Below are 21616 nucleotides of genomic sequence, written 5' to 3'. Positions count from 1 at the left end.
CATGACACTGGCCGTACGCGTGATTCCGTGCCTGGATGTCGATGCCGGCCGCGTGGTCAAGGGCGTGAACTTCCAGAACCTGAGGGATGCCGGCGACCCGGTCGCCCTGGCCGCCGCCTACGACGCCCAGGGCGCCGACGAACTGACCTTCCTCGACGTCACCGCGTCCACCGGGGACCGCGGCACCATGATCGATGTGGTCACTCGCACCGCCGAGCAGATCTTCATCCCGCTCACCGTCGGCGGCGGCGTCCGCACCGTCGACGATGTGGACCGGCTGCTGCGGGCGGGCGCCGACAAGGTGTCGGTCAATACCGCCGCGATCGCCCGCCCCGAGGTGCTGCGGGAGATGTCGCAGCGGTTCGGCTCGCAGTGCATCGTGCTGTCGGTGGACGCCCGGACCGTGGTGCCGGCCGAAGGACGGTCCGCGACACCGTCCGGCTGGGAGGTGACCACGCACGGCGGTAAACGCGGCACCGGGATCGACGCCGTCGAATGGGCGGTGCGGGGCGCCGAACTCGGTGTCGGCGAGATCCTGCTGAACTCGATGGACGCCGACGGCACCAAGAACGGTTTCGACCTGCCGATGATCGAGGCGGTCCGACGGGCGGTATCGATCCCGGTGATCGCCAGCGGCGGTGCCGGCACGGTCGGCGATTTCGCGCCCGCCGTCCGGGCCGGTGCCGATGCCGTGCTCGCGGCCAGCGTCTTCCACTTCGGCGATCTGACCATCGGGGGAGTGAAGGATGCCATGCGCACCGAAGGGATCACGGTCCGATGAGCCTCGACGCGGCGATCGCCGCCCGCCTGAAGCGCAACGAAGCCGGTCTGATCGCGGCCGTCGTGCAGGAGCGCGCCACCGGTGCCGTGCTGATGATGGCCTGGATGGACGACGAGGCGCTGGCCCGGACCCTGGACACCCGGAAGGCGACCTACTACTCGCGCTCCCGGCAGCAGTACTGGGTGAAGGGGGAGACCTCCGGCCACACCCAGTACGTGCACGAAGTGCGCCTGGACTGCGACGGTGACACCGTGCTGCTGGTCGTGGACCAGGTCGGGGCGGCCTGCCACACCGGTACCCACACCTGTTTCGACACCGACGTCCTGCTGCCCCTGCCCTGACGCCGCGGCGGGTCAGCCGCGAGAGTCGGCGGCCAGCGCCCGGGCGAGACGGTCGGCCAGCCCGGCGTGCAGGTCGGCCAGTTCGGCGGTCTGCGCCGGGGTAAGCCCGTCGAAGACCAGCTCCCGGACCGCGGTGACGTATCCCGGCGTCGCCTCGACGACCTTGGCGAATCCGGCATCGGTCAGTATCGCGTGGACACCGCGCCGACCGGTGATCGTCTCACGGCGGACCCAGCCTACGCCTTCGAGTTTGGACACCACATGTGAAAGCCTCGATAGCGAGGCATTTGCTTTGTATGCCAGTTCCCGCAGCACCAGCCGGTGCCCGGCTTCCTCGGACAACAGGCTCAACACCCGGAACTCGAAATGCGTCAGCCCGGAATCGCGCTGCAGGCGGGTGTCGAGTGCCCCGGGCAGCCGGGTCATCAGCGCCACCATGGCCTGCCATGCGCGTTGTTCGACAGGATCGAGCCACTTCGTCACCGGATGCCATCCTTCACAGCCAGCGGCGGGTCGGGTACTGCGCCACTCACTGATCCGAGTTTGCCACGGCGTCGCTGGCGATGGGTGGGAATCCGCCCGTCACTCGGTGCTCGGCGGCGGTGCCTGGTCCGGTGGTTCGGTGGCGCGGCGGCGGCGCAGGGCCCGCCGGCCGAGCCAGATCAGCGCGAGCGCGAACAGCGCCGCCGCGGCCACCGCACCGACGAGGGAGGCGCCGCGGAAGGCCGGGGCATCGACGTCCATGATCCGCTGGCCGGCGTGCGAGGCGCTGTTGGCGCCGAGGACGACGGTCAGCGTCATCAGGTTGGGGATCGCGAACACCACCGCGCCGAGGACCGCGACGCCCGCGAGGAACTTGCCGCCGCGCTTCTTCCAGACCCGTACCGCGAACAGGATCAGCACCAGCGGGACCAGGGTGCAGACCAGTCCGTACACCAGGCCCCACCAGATGCCCTGGGTGAAGCTGCCGTGCACGGTGCGGCCGATCTGCTGCGCCCACCAGCGAGGGATGAACGCCGCCAGGATGAAGTAGGTGATCACCAGCACCACGGCCACCGCGACCGCACCGATCGCGCGGTTGCGCCAGCTGATCGCGGGCTTGCTCTCTTCCGGTCGAGCTTCGCCGGTCGTCATACCGCCAGGCTAGGCGCCGACGGGCACAGCGGCCGTGAACCCGAGGCGTGTCGGATCAGGCGGCGCCGCGGCTGCGGAGGAAGGCCAGCGCCTCGTCGGCGTGCACGGCGGCGCGCAACTCGCCGGAGATCACCTGCAGAATCGTGCGGTCGGTGTCGATCACGAAGGTCTGCCGTTTCACCGGGGCGATGCGGGCCAGCAGGCCGCGCTTCACGCCGAATGCCGCGGCCACCGTGCCGTCGGCATCGGACAGCACCGGATAGCCGAGCCGCTGTTTCTCCGCGAAACCGGACTGGACGTCGACCGAATCGGTGCTGATTCCGGCGCACCGGGCGCCCAGTTCGGCGAACTCACCGCTGAGATCGCGGAAATGGCAGGCCTCGGCGGTGCAGACGGGCGTGTTGGCGGCAGGGTAGAAGAACAGCACCAGGGGGCCGTCGGTCAGGAGATCGTCGAGGGAGCGGGAGGCTCCGGACTGATCGGGGAGTTCGAACTGCGGGGCGCGCTGACCTTGCTGCATGAGCCGAGACTAACCGAGCCGCAGGCACCGGTCCGGTTGCCGGACTGCGTGCTCGCCCCGTCCGCCGCGCTGCGGACAGGGCGAGCTCGGTCGTTCCGGCTCCGCAGCGACCGGATGCCGGCAGGTCCGGACGGTCGGCCGCATGGGACTCGGTGCCGTGTTCGACGGGCGCCGCCTCCGACCCGGCGGCTGCGCCGGTGTGTCACCGGCGCGAATGCCTTCGGAACCCGCCGACAGCAGTGCCCCGAAATCAGGAGGACGAGACCAGCGCCGCGATCTCCGGATTGCGGATCTGCATCACATCGAGGATGCCGTGCACCCGCAACAGCGGTTCGAGCTCCCGGATCCGGTCGGCGTTCCAGGCATAGACCTCGGGGAACCGGGCCTTGTCGAGGGTCTGCAGCTCCCGGGCGTAACCGACGAAGGCGGTCAGGGCGCTGCTGGGGGCGGACACCGGATTCGTGGCGATCGGGGCCTGCTGCCCGGGAACGTGCCGGGGGATTTCCGGCGCGGCCTGGTGCGAGGGGTACATCGATGGTCTCCTCTCGAATGGATTACCGCATGCGACATGGAACGTCGCGAGTGTAGTGATATCGATCACCGCCCGGTGCGGTGAGGGTGGCGGCCCTGCGGGAGCCGGATTCGACGCGCCTGGGATGATGGGGACATGCACGCCGCGCCGACACCCACCACCACGACCCGCGAACAGTTCCGGCACCTGGCGGCGGAGCACCGGGTCGTCCCGGTGACCCGAAAGGTGCTGGCGGACTCGGAAACTCCGCTCTCGACCTACCGGAAGCTGGCCGGCGACCGGGCCGGGACCTTCCTGTTCGAATCCGCCGAGAACGGCCGCTCCTGGTCGCGCTGGTCCTTCATCGGCGCGGGTAGTCCGTCCGCGCTGACCGTGGCCGCCGGGGAAGCCGCCTGGCTCGGCACCGTCCCCGACGGCGCACCCACCGGGGGTGACCCGCTCGAGGTGCTGCACCGGACCCTCGAACTGCTGCGGACCGAGCGGATGCCCGATCTGCCGCCGCTGACCGGCGGTATGGTCGGCTACCTCGGCTACGACGCGGTCCGCCGGATCGAGCGGCTCCCGGAACTGGCCACCGACGATCTGCAGCTGCCCGACATGGTGCTGATGCTGGCGACCGACCTCGCCGCGTTCGACCATCACGAGGGCGCGATCACGTTGATCGCGAACGCGGTCAACTGGAACGGCACCACCGAGGGCGTCGATGCGGCCTACGACGATGCGGTGGCCCGGCTGGACCGGATGACCGCCGCACTGGCCGCGCCCGCGCCGTCCACGGTGTCGGTGTACGACCGGCCCGATCCGAGTTATCGCCGGCAGCGCACCACCGCCGAATTCGGGGCCGACGTCCGGCAGCTGGTCAAGGAGATCGAGGCCGGTGAGGCCTTCCAGGTGGTGCTCTCCCAGCGCTTCGAAATGGACTACAGCGGCTCCCCGCTGGACGTGTACCGGATGCTGCGCGCCTCGAACCCGAGCCCGTACATGTACCTCATGCACATCCCGGACGCCGATGGTACGACCGCGTTCTCGATCGTGGGGTCCAGTCCGGAGGCCCTGGTGACGGTGCACGACGGGGTGGCCACCACTCATCCGATCGCCGGCACCCGATGGCGGGGCGCCACCGAGGAGGACGACATCCTGCTCGAGAAGGACCTGCTGGCCGACGAGAAGGAGAACGCCGAGCATCTGATGCTCGTCGATCTGGGGCGCAACGATCTGGGCCGGGTCTGCCGGCCGGGCACCGTGCGGGTCGGCGAATACCGGCACATCGAGCGCTACAGCCACGTGATGCATCTGGTGTCGACGGTGTCCGGGCAGTTGGCGCCCGGCAAGATCGCCCTGGACGCGGTGCGGGCCTGCTTCCCGGCCGGCACCCTCTCCGGCGCACCGAAGGTGCGGGCGATGGAGCTGATCGAGGAGCTGGAGCTCACCCGGCGCGGGGTCTACGGCGGCGTGGTCGGCTATCTGGACTTCGCCGGCGATGCCGATACCGCGATCGCGATCCGCACCGCGCTACTCAAGGACGGCATCGCCTATGTCCAGGCCGGTGCCGGCGTGGTCGCCGATTCCGACCCCGACTACGAGGACACCGAGTCGAAGAACAAGGCGATGGCGGTGCTGCGGGCGGTGGCCGCGGCCGGCACGATGCGCGCCGTCGGGGCGGACGGCGAGACCGGCGGCCCGGGCGCCGCGGGTGCCTCGTGACCGGGACGGAGCCGGCCGGCGCCGCGCCGGGAGATCCCGACGACGTGGCAGCCGGCGCGACAGCGTCCTCCGGCCCGGCGACACCGGCGCCGGAGAACGACCGGCGCAGCCGCCCGGTCGGTGCGGTGGTGCTGCTCGCGCTCGCGGCGGCCGGCCTGTGGGCCTCCTCCCGGATGACCTGGGTCAGCGTCGCTTCCGAAGACGGGCTCACCCGGCCCCGGACCGACGACCTGAACGGGTCGGTCTGGTTCGGCGCGCTCACACCGCTGGCCCTCGTGCTGCTGGCGTCGATCGCCGCGGTCCTGGCCACCCGTGGGGTCCTGCGCCGGATTCTCGGTGGGCTGGTGGCGCTGGTGGCCGCGGTCGCCGCCGTGCCCGGGTTCGCGATCCTGGTGGACGCCGGTGACCCCGCCGCACGGGCCGGCTCGCTCGCGGAGTTGCCGGGCCGGGCCGTGGTCACCGAGGTACAGACGATGCCCGCACCGGCCCTGCTGTCGGTGCTGGCGGCCGCCCTGGCGCTGGTCGCCGGGGTGCTGCTGGCCCGGATGCCCGCGGGTACCCGAGCCCTGTCCGGGCGCTACGAGAATCCGGTGACCCGCCGGGCAGCGGCCACCGAAGAGGTCGGCCGGCAGCGCGCCGGTGCCGGCACCGGCGCCGAACCGCTGTCGGAGCGGGTGCTGTGGGATGCGCTCGACGCCGGCACCGATCCCACCGAGGACCGGGCCGACGACCGGCCGCCTGCCCCGGGGCCGGCCGCGGACGACGCCGGTGACGGCCCGGCCGGTCGCCGGAGCGACCGGCCGGACTGAGGTGACGATCGGCACCCCGCCTCCGGACGGCGCGGTGAGCCCATTTATTCTTTGTCAGCATCGGTGAGACAGCGCCTGGGGGGATTCTTCAGGTGAGAAGTCCGTCTCCCCAGAAAGGATTCGAGCCAGATGACGGTACTCGACTCGATTCTCGACGGGGTCCGGGCGGATGTGGCCGCCCGTGAGGCCCGCCTCGACTTCCCGGCGATCAAGGCTGCGGCGGCCGCCGCCCCGGCCCCGCTCGACGCGACCGCTGCGTTGCACGAGGACGGAATCGGTGTCATCGCCGAGGTGAAGCGCGCCAGCCCCTCGAAGGGGGCGCTGGCCGATATCGCCGATCCGGCTGATCTGGCCAAGTCCTATGCCGACGGCGGTGCGCGGATCATCAGCGTACTGACCGAGGGTCGCCGGTTCGGTGGGTCGCTGGCCGATCTGGACGCGGTCCGCGCCGCGGTGAACATCCCGATCCTGCGCAAGGACTTCGTGGTGGGCCCCTACCAGATCCATGAGGCCCGGGCGCACGGCGCCGACGTGATTCTGCTGATCGTCGCGGCGCTGCAGCAGGACGTCCTGGCCTCGCTGATCGACCGCACCGAATCGCTCGGGATGACCGCGCTGGTGGAGGTGCACACCGAGGAGGAAGCCGACCGCGCCCTCGAAGCCGGTGCCTCGGTGATCGGCGTGAACGCCCGCGACCTCAAGACCCTGGACGTGGATCGGGACGTCTTCGCCCGGATCGCGCCCGGCCTGCCGACCGAGGTGATCCGGGTCGCCGAATCCGGTATTCGCGGTACCGCCGACCTGCTGGCCTACGCCGGCGCCGGTGCCGATGCGGTACTCGTCGGCGAGGGCCTGGTGACCAGCGGTGATCCGCGAGCCGCGGTCTCGGAGCTGGTGACCGCCGGTACCCACCCGTCCTGCCCGAAGCCGGCCCGCCGGAGCATCCGGTGACCCGCTCGCACGCACTTCCCCCCGCCAGCGCCGGGGTCGCCCAGCACAGCGACTACGAGCCCGACGCCGGCGGCCACTTCGGCGCCTACGGCGGCCGGCATGTGCCCGAGGCGTTGATGGCGGTGATCGAGGAGGTCACCGCCGAGTACGAGAAGTGCCGCACCGACCGCGACTTCCTGGACCGGCTGGACCGGCTGCAGCGCGACTACACCGGCCGACCGTCCCCCATCTTCGAGTGCACCCGGCTCGCCGAGCACGCCGGTGGCGCGCGGATCTTCCTCAAGCGCGAGGACCTCAACCACACCGGCTCGCACAAGATCAACAACGTGCTCGGTCAGGCGCTGCTGGCCCAGCGGATGGGTAAGACCCGGGTGATCGCCGAGACCGGCGCCGGGCAGCACGGTGTCGCCACCGCGACCGCCTGCGCCCTGCTCGGCCTGGACTGCATCATCTACATGGGTGCTGTCGACACCGCCCGGCAGGCCCTGAACGTGGCCCGGATGCGGCTGCTGGGCGCCGAGGTGGTGTCGGTGACCACCGGCTCCCGGACGCTCAAGGACGCGATCAACGAAGCGCTCCGGGATTGGGTCACCAATGCCGACGACACCTACTACTGCTTCGGCACCGCCGCCGGTCCGCATCCGTTCCCGCTGATGGTGCGTGATTTCCAGCGGGTCGTCGGTCTGGAGGCCCGGGAGCAGATCACCGAACGCATCGGCCGGCTGCCGGACGCGGTGACGGCCTGCGTCGGTGGCGGCTCCAATGCCATCGGCATCTTCCATGCGTTCCTCGCCGACCGGGCGGTGCGGCTGGTCGGTTTCGAGGCCGCCGGCGACGGCGTCGAGACCGGACGCCATGCGGCTACCTTCACCGGTGGCACACCGGGCGCGTTCCAGGGCGCCTACTCCTACCTGCTGCAGGACGAGGACGGCCAGACCGTCGAATCGCATTCGATCTCCGCGGGCCTGGACTACCCGGGCGTCGGGCCGGAACACGCCTATCTGAAAGACACCGGCCGCGCCGAATACCGCCCGATCACCGACACCGAGGCGATGGATGCGCTGCTGCTGCTCAGCCGCAGCGAGGGCATCATCCCGGCCATCGAATCGGCCCATGCCGTGGCCGGCGCCCTGAAACTGGGCCGCGAACTCGGCGAGGGCGCCGTCGTGCTGGTTAACCTGTCCGGCCGGGGCGACAAGGACATGGATACCGCGGGCCGCTGGTTCGGTCTGTTCGACGACGCGAGCGAGGAGCCGCAGCAGTGAGTCAGCAGTCCCGCCTCGCCAACACCTTCGCGGCGGCCCGGGCCGAGAACCGCGCCGCCCTCATCGGCTATCTGCCGGCGGGGTACCCGGATCTGGCCGGTTCGATCGAGGCGTGCCGCGCCATGGTCGAATCGGGTTGCGACATCGTGGAAGTCGGCGTGGCCTACTCCGACCCGGTGATGGACGGCCCGACCATCCAGGTCGCCGCCGAACAGGCCCTGCGCGGCGGCGTACGGGTCCGGGACGTGTTCTCGGTGGTCGAGGCGGTCACCGAGGCCGGCGGCCAGGCCGTCGTGATGACCTACTGGAACCCGGTACTGAAATACGGTGTCGACACCTTCGCCCGCGATCTCGCGGCAGCCGGCGGTGCGGGCCTGATCACGCCGAACCTGATTCCGGAGGAAGCCGACGACTGGTTCGTCGCCTCGGCCACCCACAACCTGGACCGGATCTTCCTGGTGGCCCCGTCCTCGACCGAGGAACGGCTGGTCAAGACCCTGGAAGCATCCCGGGGATTCGTGTACGCGGCCTCCACCATGGGTGTCACCGGGGCCCGGGACGCCGTATCGTCGGCGGCACCGGCCTTGTGTGCCCGCGTGCGCGCGCATTCCGATATCCCGATCGGGGTCGGCCTCGGGGTGCGGTCCGGTGCCCAGGCGGCCGAGATCGCCGGCTACGCCGACGGTGTCATCGTCGGTTCGGCGCTGGTGACCGCCGCCGCCGACGGATTGCCGGCCGTGCGGAAGCTGACCGCAGAGCTCGCCGAAGGCGTGCGGAGCGCGGTGCAGGTCTGACCGGACCGGCCCGGTCGTGCGGGCCGCGCCGGGGCCTGGTCCGTCCGCTACGGTGGTGGCCGTGACCAACCCAGTTCTGGCCTACATTCCCAGCCCGCCGCAGGGCGTCTGGCACGTCGGTCCGTTCCCCTTGCGGGCCTACGCACTGTGCATCATCGTCGGCATCATCGTCGCCCTGTTCTGGGGTGAACGCCGTTGGCAGGCCCGGGGCGGCCGGGCCGGCGCGGTCCTCGATGTGGCGATGTTCGCGGTGCCGTTCGGCCTGATCGGCGGGCGGCTCTACCACGTGGCCACGGACTGGCAGAAATACTTCGGCGAGGGCAAGAATCCGATCGAGGCGCTCTACATCTGGCAGGGCGGGCTCGGCATCTGGGGTGCGGTGTTCCTCGGCGGTGTCGGCGCCTGGATCGGCTGCCGGGTGAACCGGATCCCGCTGCCGGCGCTCGGCGACGCCCTCGCGCCCGCCGTGTTGCTGGCGCAGGCGATCGGCCGGCTCGGCAACTATTTCAACCAGGAACTGTACGGGCGCCACACCGACGTGCCCTGGGGGCTGGAACTGTACTACCGGTTCGATCCCGAGACCGGGGCCCCGGACATGATGAACGGCGTCTCCACCGGTCAGGTTCAGGACGTCGTACACCCGACCTTCCTGTACGAGATCATCTGGAACCTGCTCGTCGTCGTGCTGCTGGTGCTGGTGGACCGGCGCTTCCGGATCGGGCACGGCCGGTTGTTCGCACTCTACGTCGCCGGCTACAGCTTCGGACGGTTCTTCGTGGAACTGATGCGCGACGACGAGGCGACCCAGTTGCTGGGTATCCGGATCAACTCGTTCACCTCGGCCCTGGTGTTCCTGGGCGCGATGGCCTACTTCCTGCTGGCGACGAAGGGCCGGGAGGCCCCGGGGCAACTGCAGCCCGCCGAGGAACCGCGGCCCTGGCCGTGGCAGTTCGGCAAGCTGCGCGCTGCAGCCGCGGCCGCGGCCGACACCGGGCCGGAACTGCGGAAATCCTCCGACGAAACGGAGTCGGCGACCGCCACGACCGGCCCGGACGCGGGCGAAGACACCGCAGCGGCGGCAGCGCCGGAGCCGGCCGCCGAGGCCGGACCGGTGGATGCGGAACGGGGCGACGCCGAGTCGGAATCCGCGAAGCCGACCGGGAAATAATCGGGCGAATCGGTCATCTCGGTTGGCCTCAACGCATGTTCTCCCGTAAGAATGGTCGCGATCGTCACGGGCGCACAACGGTGTTCGGCCGATCGCCAACCTGACCGGGGGCCGAAACGAGGGTGCCCGCACTAATGATGGAGGACATGAGTGACCGACCCGTACCACAACCAGCCCGGGGCCGGGGGGCCGCAGTACGGCCAGCAGCCGGGTATGCCGCCGCAGCCCGGGCAACCGCAATACGGTCAGCCGCAGTACGGGCAGCCGGCGCCGGGTCAGCCGCAGTACGGCACCCCCGCGGATCCCTACGCCCAGCCGCAGCCGGGGTACCCGGCCGGCGCGCCCGGCTACCCCGACCCGGAGGCACCCTACGGCCGTGACCAGTACGGCGTTCCGCTGTCGGACAAGCAGAAGCTGACCGCGGGCCTGCTGCAGCTGTTCGTCGGCACGCTGGGTGTCGGCCGGTTCTACACCGGGCACACCACCATCGGCATCCTGCAGCTGGTCACCTGCGGTGGCTGCGGTTTCTGGGCGCTGATCGACGGCATCATGATGCTGACCGGCAAGGTCCCCGACGCCGAGGGTCGCCCGCTGCGCGACTGAGTCGACGACCACGGCACACCCGGCGAGCTGCCCAGTGGCTACGGCACGGAACGACTGATTTCGTGAGTACATGGGTAACTCGCCGGGTACGCCCGGACTTCCGCGGCACTCTGGTGGGACCTGTGACCGAATCCGCACGTGGCTACTGGTATGGCCGAAAGACGCGGAGAGGCGGGCAGGCTAGGCTCGGTGTGTGATGCGACGGACGAAGATTGTGTGCACCCTCGGGCCGGCTACCGCCACCGAGGAGCGGATTCGGGAACTCGTCGAAAGCGGCATGGATGTAGCGCGGCTGAACTTCAGCCACGGTGAGCATTCCGACCATGCCGACAACTACAAGAAGGTGCGCCAGGCCTCGGACGACCTCGGCCGCGCGGTCGGGGTCCTCGCCGATCTGCAGGGGCCGAAGATCCGGTTGGGCCGGTTCGCCGAAGGCCGGACCATGTGGGCCACCGGCGAACAGGTGCGGATCACCGTCGACGATATCGAAGGCGACCACGATCGCGTCTCCACCACCTACAAGCAGCTGGCCGCCGACGCCAAACCGGGCGACCGGCTGCTGGTCGACGACGGCAAGGTCGGTCTGGTCTGCGACCGCGTCGAGGGCAACGACGTCGTCTGCCGGGTCACCGAGGGCGGCCCGGTCAGCAACAACAAGGGCGTCTCGCTGCCCGGTATGGATGTTTCGGTGCCGGCGCTGTCGGACAAGGACATCGAAGATCTCGAGTTCGCCCTGAAACTGGGTGTCGATTTCATCGCCCTGTCGTTCGTCCGGTCCCCGGCCGATGTCGAGCTGGTCCACGACGTGATGGACCGGGTGGGCCGCCGGGTGCCGGTGATCGCGAAGCTGGAGAAGCCCGAAGCGATCGACAATCTCGAGGCCGTGGTGCTGGCCTTCGACGCCGTCATGGTCGCCCGCGGCGACCTCGGCGTGGAACTGCCCCTCGAGCAGGTCCCGATCGTGCAGAAGCGGGCCATCCAGATGGCCCGGGAGAACGCCAAGCCGGTCATCGTCGCCACCCAGATGCTCGAATCGATGATCGAGAACTCCCGGCCGACCCGCGCCGAGGCCTCCGACGTCGCCAATGCGGTGCTCGACGGTGCGGATGCGGTGATGCTGTCCGGGGAGACCTCGGTCGGCCGGTATCCGATCGAGACGGTGCGCACCATGGCCCGCATCGTGCACGCCGTGGAGACCGAATCCCCGCAGGTACCGCCGCTGACCCATGTGCCCCGCACCAAGCGCGGCGTCATCTCCTACGCGGCCCGCGATATCGGGGAACGCCTCGGTGCCAAGGCGCTGGTCGCCTTCACCCAGTCCGGCGATACGGTGCGCCGGCTCGCCCGGCTGCACACCCCGCTGCCGCTGCTGGCCTTCACCCCGCTGCCCGAGGTGCGCAGCCAGCTGGCGCTGACCTGGGGTACCGAAACGTTCATCGTGCCGACTGTGAAATCCACCGATGCGATGATCCGGCAGGTCGATCAGGCGCTACTGTCGCTGGAGCGGTACCGCAAGGGTGACCTGGTGGTGATCGTGGCCGGCTCCCCACCGGGTACCGTCGGTTCCACCAACCTGATCCACGTGCACCGTATCGGTGAGGAGGACCACTAGTCGTGAGCAGCTCGGTAGGCGGACCCGTCGGCACCACGGAGCGGGAGCGCCCGATCGCACCGGATCTGGCGGTGCTGCTGGATCTGCTCGATCTGGAGCAGATCGGCGAGGACGTCTACCTCGGCCGGCATCCGGAAAAAGTGTGGAGCCGGACCTTCGGCGGGCAGCTGGTGTCGCAGGGGATCATTGCCGCCGGCCGGACCGCCGGCGGGCGGCCGCTGCATGCCGTGAACGCACACTTCGTGCGCGGCGGCGACGTCAAGAAGCCGATCGAATACCGAGTGGAACGGCACCGAGACGGTCGCGCGCTGGCCAACCGGACGGTCACCGCGAGCCAGGACGGCCAGGAACTGTTCGTCATGCTGGCCGCCTTCCAGGACTGGGGAAAGGGCCTGGAGCACGCGCACGAGGGCCCGGCCGTCGCCGACCCGGAGTCCCTGCCGCGGATCGAGGAGAGCTTCGCCGGTTTCGAGGACGAACTGGAGATGTTCATCAAAGCGCCGCATCCGGTGGATATGCGGTACGCGAACGATCCGGCCTGGATTCTCAAAGGCAGCGGGGAACGCCTGAACCACAACCGGGTCTGGATGCGGACCGACGGGCCGCTGCCCGACGACCCGCTGCTGCACGTCGCGGCCCTGGGCTATTCGTCGGACACCACCGTCATGGATTCGATCATCACCACCCACGGCCTGTCCTGGGGCCTGGACCGGATCGTGGCTGCGACGGTGAACCATTCGATCTGGTTCCACCGGCCGCTGCGCTTCGACGAATGGACCCTGTACGCGACCGAGTCGCCGGTCGCCGCCGGGTCCCGGGGCCTGGCGACCGGCCGGTTCTACTCCCGGGACGGGGAGTTGCTGGCGACCACCGTCCAGGAGGGGCTGATCCGGCACTTCCCGGCCCGCAAGAGCGGCTGAGAGATCGGCTGCCGCGCCCCGGGGGCGCGGCAGCCGACGTTCGGCAGACCGGGTGCCGGAGGGCCGGCCCGCCGGCGGGTGGATTCGGAACGCTCAGAGCATCGTGAGGCGGGCGAGATCGTGCTCGACGTCCGGTGCGTCACGTCGGCTGGCCCGCAGCACATGCGGGATCGAGGTGTCGTCCGCGGCGTTGCGCAGTCCGCGGCGCAGCCTGCTCTCCAGGGCCGTCAGATCGGATTCGGTGAGTTCCTCGGCGGCACCCGCCAGGCTCAGGGCGATCTCGAACGTCGCCCTATCCTCCGGGTCGGCATCGTCATGCGTTGCCCGCCAATAATTTTCGAGGTTCTCCTGGATGGGTCCCGTCGATTCTGCCGGAACCGTACATTGCCAAGCGAAAACATCCCGTTCGGCAATGTATTGATCCAGGATCGAACGAACATTCTCGACGATGCGGTCGAGGATTCGCGGCGTCACGAAAACATGCAGCGATACATCCGAAATTCGTTCCGGCATCTCGAAGTCCTGTCGTCGGTCGAACCGGCACGGGCGAAAGTGGATCAGCTTCGCCGGGGAGTGTAGTGGGTGGCCGGTCAGCGCCGGTGCTGGGCGGCGAGAAAGTCGGCCGCCGGCGGGCGATGTCCCGGCCCGATGACCAGTCCCGGGCGTCCCGGCTTCGGTTCGGCGGGCCGGATTTCGTGCGGGCCCAGTGCCTCCAGCAGCGGAAAGAGCACTTCCGCGATCCGGTCGCCGACTGCGAGGATCACCCGGGGGGACAACCCGATCGGATCGGCGATGTTCTCCCGGCCCACCATGGTCAGGTCGTGCCGCGAACGGTGCAGTTCCGCCACCGTCCGGGCGCCGGTGACCTTCGCGATCCGGTGCGCCTCGACCAGCGTGAACGTCCGTGGTGCTGCGCCCAAAACCAGTTCGTTCACCTCGTCGCGGATGTGTTCGGTCATCGTCAGCACCAGATCGGCCCGGTCCACATGTTCCGGGGCCAGCCGCTGCGCCCGGAACCCCTCCGGGTCGCCACCCAGTCCGAGAATCGTCTGCGCGGCCATGGGATCGGGGGGAAACCCGACGAGTGCCCGGGTGCCGGCGCTCTCGGCGGTGAGCCCGGGTAGGCGGTGTTCGGCTGCATAGGCCCGGGTGATCCGTTCGGCAATAACCGATCGGCAGACGTTGGCATTGCAGACGAACAGGACGTGCATGGCGAATACGTTAGTTGCGCCGAATGCGCTGTGGTGACCGCAAATGTGGATTCCGCGGCGATGCGGTCATTTATTCACCTGTACGTCGTATTCCGTACACAAAGGTATCCGATCCGGTGAATCATTCCGTCGGCCGAATCCGAACGCTATCACACGAAATTGTGCGCGCGGTCACTTCCACCGCGGAACGATGATTCGACAACTGAATGTGTGACCGGCGGGATGTCCGCCCCCGGCGGATGCCGGAGTCCGGCCCGAGGTGGTGCCGGCCCCGCCCAACCCCGGCGGGCAGCCGGTTCGCGGTCCGGCAGGGTGACCGGTTATAGTGGTCCGCGGTGCGCCGGGATGGCGGAACTGGCAGACGCGACGGTCTCAAAAACCGTTGTCCGCAAGGACGTGTGGGTTCGAGTCCCACTCTCGGCACCATATCGGGGCTCGGCATATCCTGAATCGGTCCGTCGGCGCCTCCTTGCCAGCCCAGGCGGCTGCGGTTGGCCCCGGAGCTCTGCCGACTCGACAGGCGCCGGGTCAACCTTTCACGAGAACGTGCGGTCATGCATCGCCCGCGATGCACGACCGCACACCCCGATGCACGGTGGAATCGGATGCTCCCACCCGGGTGGCCGTCCGAACCGCGCAGAGTGCTCGGCGAGTGTGCGGCGAATTCCCGAGAGTCTATGCGGCTGTGCTGAGTTGGGACTCTGGGCGCCCGTGCAACGTCGCGAGTGCCATCATCCCCGGGGTTTGTGTGCGGCGGACGAAGGCCCGATCGCCGCTGATGCACAGGTGCCGTCTGGCCCGTGTCAACGCGACGTTGAGCAGCTCGGCGGCCGACACTTCGCGGGCGTTGCCCTGCAGGTCGGCTTGCGCTGCCCACCGGCGCAGACCCGAATCCTGCATGAGATCGAGGATGATGGTGGCGTGACGCCGTCGGTCGCCGCGCACCAGCGCACCGCAGCCTCCCCTTGCGCCGTGCCGCTGTGGCCGGGGACCCCGCGGCCCGGGTAGCACCGGTTCGTCCGGCCCGAGGCATGGAGGGGCGCGGGTGCCGCAGCACCCACGCCCTCCGTGCGACAGGTCAGGAGTGCAGGTCGAATCGATCCAGGTTCATGACCCTGTCCCAGGTCCGCACGAAATCGCGGAGGAACTTCGGGGCGGCGTCGCGGGCGGCGTAGACCTCGCAGACCGCCCGGAGTTGCGCGTCCCAGCCGAAGGCGAGATCGACGCGTCCGGCGACCCATCGGCGGTCCCCGGTGCTGCGGTCGACGCCGATATAGGTGCCGTCGTCGGCGGGGGAGGGTTTCCATTCGGTGCGCATGTCGAGCAGGTTGACGAAGAAGTCGTTGGTCAGGGCGCCGGGGGTGGCGGTCAGCACTCCGAGCTGGGACTGTTCGTAGTTCATGTCGAGCACGCGCAATCCGCCGAGCAGGACGGTCATCTCCGGCGCCGTCAGGTTCAGCAGGTTCGCCTTGTCGATGAGCAGGTATTCCGGTTCCAGCGGAGCGCCTTTGGCGACGTAGTTGCGGAAGCCGTCGGCGACGCCTTCGAGTGCATCGAAGGATTCGATCTCGGTCCATTCCTGGACGGCGTCGCCGCGGCCCGGCGTGAACGGGACCGTGAGATCGTGTCCGGCGGCCCGGGCAGCCTGTTCGATGGCGGCGCAGCCGCCGAGTACCACCAGGTCGGCGAAGGAGACCCGGACGTTGTCGGTCCGGCTGTCGTTGAACCGTTGCTGGACGCCCTCGATGGCGGTGATGACCCGCGCCAGCTGGTCGGGCTGGTTGCGCTGCCAGTTGCGTTGCGGGGCGAGCCGGATCCGGCCGCCGTTCGCGCCGCCGCGCATATCGCTGCCGCGGAAGGTCGACGCGGCCGACCATGCGGTGTAGATCAACTCCCGCTGGGTGGGGCCGGCGGCGAGGAGTTCCCCCTTGAGCTGTTCGATGTCGTCGGCGCCGATCAACGGGTGGTCCACCGGTTCGATGGGGTCCTGGAACAGCTGCGGTGTGGTCGGGACGAGGGAGCCACGGTAGCGGGTGAGCGGCCCCAGGTCGCGGTGGATCAGTTTGAACCAGGCCTTGCGGAACTCCTCGGCCAGCTCTTCGGGGTTGTCCAGCCAGCGCCGGGTGATCTCCTGGTAGATCGGGTCGACCTTGAGGGCGATATCGGAGGTCAGCATGTTCGGCTGGTGTTTGCGGTTCGGGTCGTCGGGCGCGGGTGTGGTGCCGTCACCGGCGCCGTCCTTCGGCCGCCACTGCCACAGTCCGCCCGGGCCGCGGTACACCTCCCAGTCGAACCCGTACAGGTTCTCCAGGAAGGCGTTGTCCCACTGCGTGGGAGTCTGCGTCCAGGTGACTTCGATCCCGCTGCTGGTGGCGTCGGCGCCGACGCCGGTGCCGAAGGAGTTCTTCCAGCCGAGGTCCTGCTCCTCCAGTGGAGCGGCGGCGGGGGCGGGGCCGACCTTGTCCTGGGGGCCGGCGCCGTGGGTCTTGCCGAAGGCGTGCCCGCCGACGATCAGCGCCGCGGTCTCGATATCGTTCATCGCCATCCGGCGGAATGTCTCGCGGATGTCGACGGCGGAGGCCTGTGGGTCGGGGTTGCCGTCGGGGCCTTCCGGGTTGACGTAGATCAAGCCCATCTGGGCCGCCGCCAGGGGTTGTTCGAGTTCGCGGGTGTCGGAGAAGCGTTCGTTGTCCATCCAGGTCCGCTCCGGGCCCCAGTAGGTGTCGTCACCCTGCCACCAGTCGATGCGGCCGCCACCGAAGCCCATCGTCTCGAAGCCCATGGACTCCAGTGCGCAGTTACCCGCGAACTCCATCAGGTCGGCCCAGGACAGTTTCTCGCCGTACTTCTGCTTCACCGGCCACAACAGGCGGCGGGCCTTGTCGAGGTTGGCGTTGTCCGGCCAGCTGTTGATAGGGGTGAACCGTTGCATGCCGTGTCCGGCGCCGCCGCGTCCGTCCTCGATCCGGTAGGTGCCCGCGGCGTGCCAGGCCATCCGGATGATGAACGGCCCGTAGTGGCCGAAATCGGCGGGCCACCAGTCCTGCGAGTCGGTGAACACGGCTTCGAGGTCGGCGCGCACCTCGTCCAGGTCCAGGGTCTCGAAGGCGGCACCGTAGTCGAACCCCTCGTCCATCGGGTCGATGGCCGGGGGATTCTGCTGGAGCATACGCAGGTTCAGCTGTGCCGGCCACCAGTCGGGGACACCACCCACCGCTTCCGGGCGGGTGAAGGCGCCGGTACGTACCGGGCATCGGTTGTCGTCAGGGTCCGCCATCACAGCATCCTTTCCGGGGGGGGAACACAGAGTGCGGGAGAACACGGAGCACCGGTGAGTTCGCGCAGTGGCGCTTTGCGGGACCGCTCCAGCAGTGTTGCGTGCCGGGACTCGGAACCGGTGGACCTGCCGTCGGTGTGTCCGCGGGTGTCCGCCGGCTGCCGGTGCCGTGCCCGGACGGGAGAGCCGAAAACGCGCAGCCGGCGATCTGCCGGCGGGCACTCTCGTGGATGGGGTGCCGACCGGTGCGACACGCCGGGGTGCATCACAGGTCCCGCCCACAGGCCCGGATCCGGGCATCGGTGCCTTCCGGACTTCGGATGTCGGGTGGTCGGACCCGTGGCGCACCTACCATGCGGAAATGGTCGATCTCGCGCAGGACCTGGTCCTCTTGCTGGCCCGAATTCTGGTGAGCGTCGCGTTCTTCGTGAGTTCGCGGAACAAGTTCCGGGATATGAAGAAATTCGCCTCCGACAACGGGGTGCCACTCCCGGTGGCCTACGTCGTCGCGGTCGCCGAGGCGTGTGGTGCGCTCGGCCTGTCGATCGGCCTGCTGGCCCCGGCCGCGGCGGTCGGAGCGATGCTGCTCATGGCTGCCACGACGACCTTGCACATCGTCAAATGGCGTAGCCCGTACTGGGCCGACCGAGGGGGCTGGGAGTACGACCTGATGCTGTTCACCCTGGCCGGTGCGGTTGCGGTGTTCGGTGCGGGCGCGGTGTCACTGGACGGATTGCGCGGTTGACCCCGGGCCCCGGACCGGTCCGAGGCCGATGCGGCGTTGCGGTGCGGTAACCGAGTGCACGGTCGGCCGCGCACTCGGTCACGCTCGTCGGCGCCGGGTGGCGTCAGTATCCGCGGGCGATCCATTCGGCGAGGTGTGGTGCCTCGGTGCCGATGGTGGTGGGGTCGCCGTGGCCGGTGTGCACGCGGGTGTGTTCGGGGAGGGTGAGCAGGCGGTCGCGGATGGATCCGATGATGGTGGGGAAGTCGGAGTAGGACCGGCCGGTGGCTCCCGGGCCGCCCGCGAACAGGGTGTCGCCGGAGAACAGTGCGTCGGCTTCCGGAAGGTGCAGGCACACCGATCCCGGGGAGTGGCCGGGTGCGTGGATTGCCTGTAGTTCGGTGCCGGCGATGGTGATGCGGTGGTCGTCGGTGAGCGGCTGGTACCCGACGCCGGGATGGGTGAGCTGCCACAACGGGTCGTCACCCGGATGGAGCAGGACGGGCGCGTCGGTGTTCGCACCGAGTTGCGGCGCGAAGGTGACGTGGTCGTTGTGGCCGTGGGTGCAGACGACGGCCCTGACGTTACGGCCGCCGATGGCTGCCAGGACCGGTTCGGCGTCGTGGGCCGCGTCGATCACGACGACCTCGTCGTCGTCACCGACCACCCAGACGTTGTTGTCGACCTCCCAGGCGCCGCCGTCGAGTTCGAAGACACCGGAGGTGACGACCCGGTCGATTCTCAGCTCCCCGCTCACAGCACGACCACCGACCGCAGTACGTCGCCCCGATGCATGGTGCGGAACGCCTGTTCCACGTCGTCGAGGGTGATCCGTTCGGTGACGAACTTCTCCAGCGGCAGCCGGCCTTGCCGGTACAGGTCGATCAGCATGGGGAAGTCGCGTTCGGGGAGGCAGTCGCCGTACCAAGAGGATTTGAGTGCGCCGCCGCGGGAGAAGAAGTCGATCATCGGCATGTCCAAGCGCATCTCGGGGGTGGGGACGCCGACGAGGACGACGGTGCCGGCGAGGTCGCGGGCATAGAATGCCTGCTCCCAGGTTTCCGGGCGGCCCACCGCGTCGATCACGACATCGGCGCCGTATCCACCGGTGAGCTCCTGGACGGCGGTGACGGTGTCGGTGGCGGTGGCGTCGACAGTGTGGGTGGCACCGAGGTCGGTGGCCCAGTCGAGCTTCCGGGGGTCGCGGTCCACGGCGATGATGGTGGCGGCGCCGGCCAGCCGGGCCCCGACGATCGCGGCATCGCCGACCCCGCCGCAGCCGATCACGGCCACCGAGTCGCCGCGGCCGACATTGCCGGTATGCACGGCGGCGCCCAGACCGGCCATCACACCGCAGCCGATGAGTCCGGCGACGGCGGGATCGGCGGCGGGGTCGACCTTGGTGCACTGGCCGGCGTGGACGAGGGTCTTGTCGGCGAAGGCGCCGATTCCCAGCGCCGGGGTCAGTTCGGTGCCGTCGGTCAACGTCATCTTCCGGGTGGCGTTGAAGGTGTCGAAACAATACTGCGGTCGGCCTCGCCGGCAGGCGCGGCAGCTGCCGCAGACGGCGCGCCAGTTCAGGACGACGAAGTCACCGACCGCGACGGAGTCGACTCCGTCGCCGACGCTTTCGACGGTGCCGGCTGCTTCGTGTCCGAGCAGGAACGGGAATTCGTCGTTGACACCGCCCTCCCGGTAGGTGAGGTCGGTGTGGCAGACGCCGCATGCGGCGATGTCGACGACGACCTCACCCGGCCCGGGGTCGGGGATGACGATATCGGTCAGTTCGACCGGAGCGCCCGGCTGACGGGCGATGACTCCGCGGACCTGCTGCGGCATGACGGGATGATCCTCCGAGGGGTGTGGACAGTGTGAACCATGCGATCGATCGCATGTGCGCACCACGTTATGACCCCTCGGGTGGTCGCGAACCCGGCCGGAAGGCGGGGTCGACCTATCCACTCGGAGAGGCGTCCTACACTCGATGTGGTGAGGACCCCGGCAGAGCTCCCGGCAGCGGAACGCCCGGCAGCGTTGGCCGGCCTGCGTGCCGTGGTCGACGGGCCGCTCGTGGAGATCGCGGCCCGATTCTCCCGGTTCCTGAGTGACGGGTGGCCGCATCGGGCGTTGGTGATCTTCACCCGGGAATGTACCGGCCGCCCGCGCAAAGTGGCCGGTGATCGTGACATCGTCGATCGGGTCACGATCGCCGAGCTCGAACGGATCCAGCGAACCCTCGAACCGGGCGACAGCTTTTCCGGTGCGGCCGTGGTGGCCGGGCAGCGGCGCCGGGTCTGGGCGGTGCGGGACCGCTCGGACACGTTGCTGGCCCTGTTTCCCAGCCGGGATTCGGAGGACCTACCCCGTCCGGCCGAACTGGCGGCCTGGTTCGGCATGGTGGCGACCTCGATTCGGCAGCAGGTGGCGCAGGCCAGCCCCGACTATCTTGCCGAATCGCGGGCGGCGTCGACCGCGCGGGCCCGCACGATCGCGGAACTGACCGCCGCCCAGGAGACGGTCCTCGCGGGCTTGCTCAGCACCTTGCGTTCGTCCGGATTGGATGATCGGCGGGCACGCACCCTGGCGACATCGGCGGCCTCGGATGCGTTGATCGCACTCCGTTCCGGTCAGGCCGCCGACCAGGAACTGTCCGCAGAACGACCGATCGCCGCGTTCGAACGCCTGCGCCGCGAGATCGGGCCGACCCTGAACCACCGGGAGGTCGATGCGGAATTCGGTGCGCCTCCGGCCGACGGGCCACCGCTGCCGGGCGAGGTCGCGCACGGCGCCCGCGCGATGACCCAGACCGTGGTGCTGGCGCTTCTGGCCCAGCCCGACCTGGACCGGGTACGGGTCGCGTGGAACTGTACCGACGGCGCACTCGTCGTCGACGTCCGCGACGGTGCCGCGGGGACACTGGATTTCGCGGCACTGCGGGAAAGCCTCGACGGCCGGGCCCGGACGTTGCGCGCCGAGCTGGAGATCGAAGTACTTCCGGGGTGGGGGAGCCGGGTGTCGATCCGGCTTCCCCTCGACCCACCCGCTGCCCCGCCCGACCGGCCCGGGCTCGCGCGCCTGAACCCACGTGAAAGTGAGGTACTGGCTCTGATCGCCGACGGACTGCGCAACAAGGACATTGCTGCCGCTCTCGGCATCGCCGAAAGCACCGTCAAGTTCCACGTCGCCGGGCTGCTGAAGAAACTCGACGTATCCACCCGCGGCCAGGCCGCCGCCCTCGGTATGCAGGCGGGGCTCACCCGCCGGTGATCT

At 69.5% G+C, this 21616-nt stretch carries 23 protein-coding genes and 1 tRNA gene; 14 read left to right on the top strand and 10 right to left on the bottom strand.

Annotated features, from left to right (window positions below):
* Position 1: 1 nt before the first annotated feature.
* A complete protein-coding gene (gene hisF / locus AC1HFH_RS18155) occupies positions 2–781 on the top strand; it encodes an imidazole glycerol phosphate synthase subunit HisF (RefSeq protein ID WP_480243980.1) in 780 nt (259 codons plus the stop codon).
* A complete protein-coding gene (hisI, locus tag AC1HFH_RS18150) occupies positions 778–1122 on the top strand; it encodes a phosphoribosyl-AMP cyclohydrolase (protein WP_480243979.1) in 345 nt (114 codons plus the stop codon). The genes hisF and hisI overlap by 4 nt, the downstream gene beginning before the upstream one ends.
* 12 nt (positions 1123–1134) lie before the next feature.
* Here the strand turns inward: hisI and AC1HFH_RS18145 are convergent, their stop codons facing one another.
* From AC1HFH_RS18145 to AC1HFH_RS18130, 4 genes are all read right to left on the bottom strand, one after another.
* The gene (locus tag AC1HFH_RS18145) at positions 1135–1560 is read right to left on the bottom strand and encodes a MarR family winged helix-turn-helix transcriptional regulator (RefSeq protein ID WP_480247890.1); all 426 of its coding nucleotides are present in this window, start codon (positions 1558–1560) and stop codon (positions 1135–1137) included.
* Between the two features lie 144 nt (positions 1561–1704).
* The gene (locus AC1HFH_RS18140) at positions 1705–2256 is read right to left on the bottom strand and encodes a permease (protein WP_480243978.1); all 552 of its coding nucleotides are present in this window, start codon (positions 2254–2256) and stop codon (positions 1705–1707) included.
* 55 nt (positions 2257–2311) lie between these two features.
* Positions 2312–2776, bottom strand: coding sequence for a peroxiredoxin (locus AC1HFH_RS18135; protein WP_480243977.1), 465 nt, complete (start codon positions 2774–2776; stop codon positions 2312–2314).
* 250 nt (positions 2777–3026) lie between these two features.
* Positions 3027–3308 carry a hypothetical protein gene (locus tag AC1HFH_RS18130; RefSeq protein WP_480243976.1) on the bottom strand — a complete coding sequence of 94 codons (282 nt, stop codon included), beginning with the start codon at positions 3306–3308 and terminating at the stop codon, positions 3027–3029.
* A 135-nt stretch (positions 3309–3443) separates the two neighbouring features.
* On the opposite strand from AC1HFH_RS18130, the gene AC1HFH_RS18125 reads away from it, so the two are divergent.
* The 9 genes from AC1HFH_RS18125 to AC1HFH_RS18085 all read left to right on the top strand — a co-directional run bounded on the left by AC1HFH_RS18125 (position 3444) and on the right by AC1HFH_RS18085 (position 13134).
* Complete coding sequence (locus AC1HFH_RS18125; RefSeq protein WP_480243975.1) at positions 3444–5012, top strand: anthranilate synthase component I; 1569 nt, start codon at positions 3444–3446, stop codon at positions 5010–5012.
* The gene (locus AC1HFH_RS18120; protein WP_480243974.1) at positions 5009–5821 is read left to right on the top strand and encodes a TIGR02234 family membrane protein; all 813 of its coding nucleotides are present in this window, start codon (positions 5009–5011) and stop codon (positions 5819–5821) included. Before AC1HFH_RS18125 ends, AC1HFH_RS18120 begins: the two co-directional genes overlap by 4 nt.
* 129 nt (positions 5822–5950) lie before the next feature.
* Positions 5951–6772 (top strand): indole-3-glycerol phosphate synthase TrpC, encoded by an 822-nt coding sequence (trpC, locus tag AC1HFH_RS18115; protein WP_480243973.1) that lies wholly within the window; start codon positions 5951–5953, stop codon positions 6770–6772.
* A complete protein-coding gene (gene trpB / locus AC1HFH_RS18110) occupies positions 6769–8037 on the top strand; it encodes a tryptophan synthase subunit beta (RefSeq protein WP_480243972.1) in 1269 nt (422 codons plus the stop codon). The genes trpC and trpB overlap by 4 nt, the downstream gene beginning before the upstream one ends.
* Positions 8034–8831, top strand: a complete 798-nt coding sequence (gene trpA, locus AC1HFH_RS18105; protein ID WP_480243971.1) for a tryptophan synthase subunit alpha — start codon at positions 8034–8036, stop codon at positions 8829–8831. Before trpB ends, trpA begins: the two co-directional genes overlap by 4 nt.
* Before the next feature lie 55 nt (positions 8832–8886).
* On the top strand, positions 8887–9999 hold the full coding sequence (lgt, locus tag AC1HFH_RS18100) for a prolipoprotein diacylglyceryl transferase (protein WP_480243970.1): 1113 nt from the start codon (positions 8887–8889) through the stop codon (positions 9997–9999).
* A 150-nt stretch (positions 10000–10149) separates the two neighbouring features.
* Complete coding sequence (locus AC1HFH_RS18095) at positions 10150–10602, top strand: TM2 domain-containing protein (RefSeq protein WP_480243969.1); 453 nt, start codon at positions 10150–10152, stop codon at positions 10600–10602.
* Positions 10603–10795: 193 nt separating this feature from the next.
* Entirely contained in the window at positions 10796–12214 is a 1419-nt protein-coding gene (gene pyk / locus AC1HFH_RS18090; RefSeq protein WP_480243968.1) for a pyruvate kinase, read from the top strand.
* A gap of 2 nt (positions 12215–12216) precedes the next feature.
* Positions 12217–13134 (top strand): acyl-CoA thioesterase, encoded by a 918-nt coding sequence (locus tag AC1HFH_RS18085; RefSeq protein WP_480243967.1) that lies wholly within the window; start codon positions 12217–12219, stop codon positions 13132–13134.
* 93 nt (positions 13135–13227) lie between these two features.
* Here AC1HFH_RS18085 and AC1HFH_RS18080 read toward each other — a convergent pair whose 3' ends face one another.
* Both AC1HFH_RS18080 and AC1HFH_RS18075 read right to left on the bottom strand, forming a co-directional pair.
* Complete coding sequence (locus tag AC1HFH_RS18080; protein ID WP_480243966.1) at positions 13228–13647, bottom strand: hypothetical protein; 420 nt, start codon at positions 13645–13647, stop codon at positions 13228–13230.
* Positions 13648–13724: 77 nt separating this feature from the next.
* Positions 13725–14345, bottom strand: coding sequence for an arsenate reductase/protein-tyrosine-phosphatase family protein (locus AC1HFH_RS18075; RefSeq protein WP_480243965.1), 621 nt, complete (start codon positions 14343–14345; stop codon positions 13725–13727).
* A gap of 339 nt (positions 14346–14684) precedes the next feature.
* Here AC1HFH_RS18075 and AC1HFH_RS18070 point away from each other — a divergent pair.
* A tRNA-Leu gene (locus tag AC1HFH_RS18070) sits at positions 14685–14771 on the top strand.
* Between the two features lie 249 nt (positions 14772–15020).
* On the opposite strand, the gene AC1HFH_RS18065 is transcribed toward AC1HFH_RS18070, so the two are convergent.
* Positions 15021–15290 carry a hypothetical protein gene (locus AC1HFH_RS18065; RefSeq protein WP_480243964.1) on the bottom strand — a complete coding sequence of 90 codons (270 nt, stop codon included), beginning with the start codon at positions 15288–15290 and terminating at the stop codon, positions 15021–15023.
* Positions 15291–15423: 133 nt separating this feature from the next.
* Positions 15424–17622: a catalase/peroxidase HPI gene (katG, locus tag AC1HFH_RS18060; RefSeq protein WP_480243963.1), complete on the bottom strand. Its 2199-nt coding sequence runs from the start codon at positions 17620–17622 to the stop codon at positions 15424–15426.
* A 361-nt stretch (positions 17623–17983) separates the two neighbouring features.
* Here katG and AC1HFH_RS18055 point away from each other — a divergent pair, with 361 nt between their 5' ends.
* Positions 17984–18367: a DoxX family protein gene (locus AC1HFH_RS18055; RefSeq protein WP_480243962.1), complete on the top strand. Its 384-nt coding sequence runs from the start codon at positions 17984–17986 to the stop codon at positions 18365–18367.
* Between the two features lie 103 nt (positions 18368–18470).
* On the opposite strand, the gene AC1HFH_RS18050 is transcribed toward AC1HFH_RS18055, so the two are convergent.
* Complete coding sequence (locus tag AC1HFH_RS18050) at positions 18471–19103, bottom strand: MBL fold metallo-hydrolase (protein ID WP_480243961.1); 633 nt, start codon at positions 19101–19103, stop codon at positions 18471–18473.
* Positions 19100–20185 carry an S-(hydroxymethyl)mycothiol dehydrogenase gene (locus tag AC1HFH_RS18045; RefSeq protein WP_480243960.1) on the bottom strand — a complete coding sequence of 362 codons (1086 nt, stop codon included), beginning with the start codon at positions 20183–20185 and terminating at the stop codon, positions 19100–19102. Before AC1HFH_RS18045 ends, AC1HFH_RS18050 begins: the two co-directional genes overlap by 4 nt.
* Positions 20186–20335: 150 nt before the next feature.
* Between AC1HFH_RS18045 and AC1HFH_RS18040 the strand changes: the two genes are divergently transcribed.
* Complete coding sequence (locus AC1HFH_RS18040; RefSeq protein WP_480243959.1) at positions 20336–21613, top strand: helix-turn-helix transcriptional regulator; 1278 nt, start codon at positions 20336–20338, stop codon at positions 21611–21613.
* Positions 21614–21616: the final 3 nt, after the last annotated feature.

This window comes from Nocardia sp. KT25-26 (genome assembly GCF_056627695.1).
The sequence above is the reverse complement of the archived record's forward strand: the minus strand, read 5'-3'. Positions and strand labels throughout refer to the sequence as shown.

What these genes read in the sequence shown, in the direction of transcription:
- AC1HFH_RS18145 (WP_480247890.1), bottom strand. Translation starts at nt 1,560, where the DNA reads ATGGTGGCGCTGATGACCCGGCTGCCCGGGGCACTCGACACCCGCCTG.
- AC1HFH_RS18055 (WP_480243962.1), top strand. Translation starts at nt 17,984, where the DNA reads ATGGTCGATCTCGCGCAGGACCTGGTCCTCTTGCTGGCCCGAATTCTG.
- hisF (WP_480243980.1), top strand. Translation starts at nt 2, where the DNA reads ATGACACTGGCCGTACGCGTGATTCCGTGCCTGGATGTCGATGCCGGC.
- AC1HFH_RS18130 (WP_480243976.1), bottom strand. Translation starts at nt 3,308, where the DNA reads ATGTACCCCTCGCACCAGGCCGCGCCGGAAATCCCCCGGCACGTTCCC.
- hisI (WP_480243979.1), top strand. Translation starts at nt 778, where the DNA reads ATGAGCCTCGACGCGGCGATCGCCGCCCGCCTGAAGCGCAACGAAGCC.
- AC1HFH_RS18080 (WP_480243966.1), bottom strand. Translation starts at nt 13,647, where the DNA reads ATGCCGGAACGAATTTCGGATGTATCGCTGCATGTTTTCGTGACGCCG.
- AC1HFH_RS18135 (WP_480243977.1), bottom strand. Translation starts at nt 2,776, where the DNA reads ATGCAGCAAGGTCAGCGCGCCCCGCAGTTCGAACTCCCCGATCAGTCC.
- trpC (WP_480243973.1), top strand. Translation starts at nt 5,951, where the DNA reads ATGACGGTACTCGACTCGATTCTCGACGGGGTCCGGGCGGATGTGGCC.
- AC1HFH_RS18125 (WP_480243975.1), top strand. Translation starts at nt 3,444, where the DNA reads ATGCACGCCGCGCCGACACCCACCACCACGACCCGCGAACAGTTCCGG.
- AC1HFH_RS18045 (WP_480243960.1), bottom strand. Translation starts at nt 20,185, where the DNA reads ATGCCGCAGCAGGTCCGCGGAGTCATCGCCCGTCAGCCGGGCGCTCCG.
- AC1HFH_RS18075 (WP_480243965.1), bottom strand. Translation starts at nt 14,345, where the DNA reads ATGCACGTCCTGTTCGTCTGCAATGCCAACGTCTGCCGATCGGTTATT.
- katG (WP_480243963.1), bottom strand. Translation starts at nt 17,622, where the DNA reads ATGGCGGACCCTGACGACAACCGATGCCCGGTACGTACCGGCGCCTTC.
- AC1HFH_RS18140 (WP_480243978.1), bottom strand. Translation starts at nt 2,256, where the DNA reads ATGACGACCGGCGAAGCTCGACCGGAAGAGAGCAAGCCCGCGATCAGC.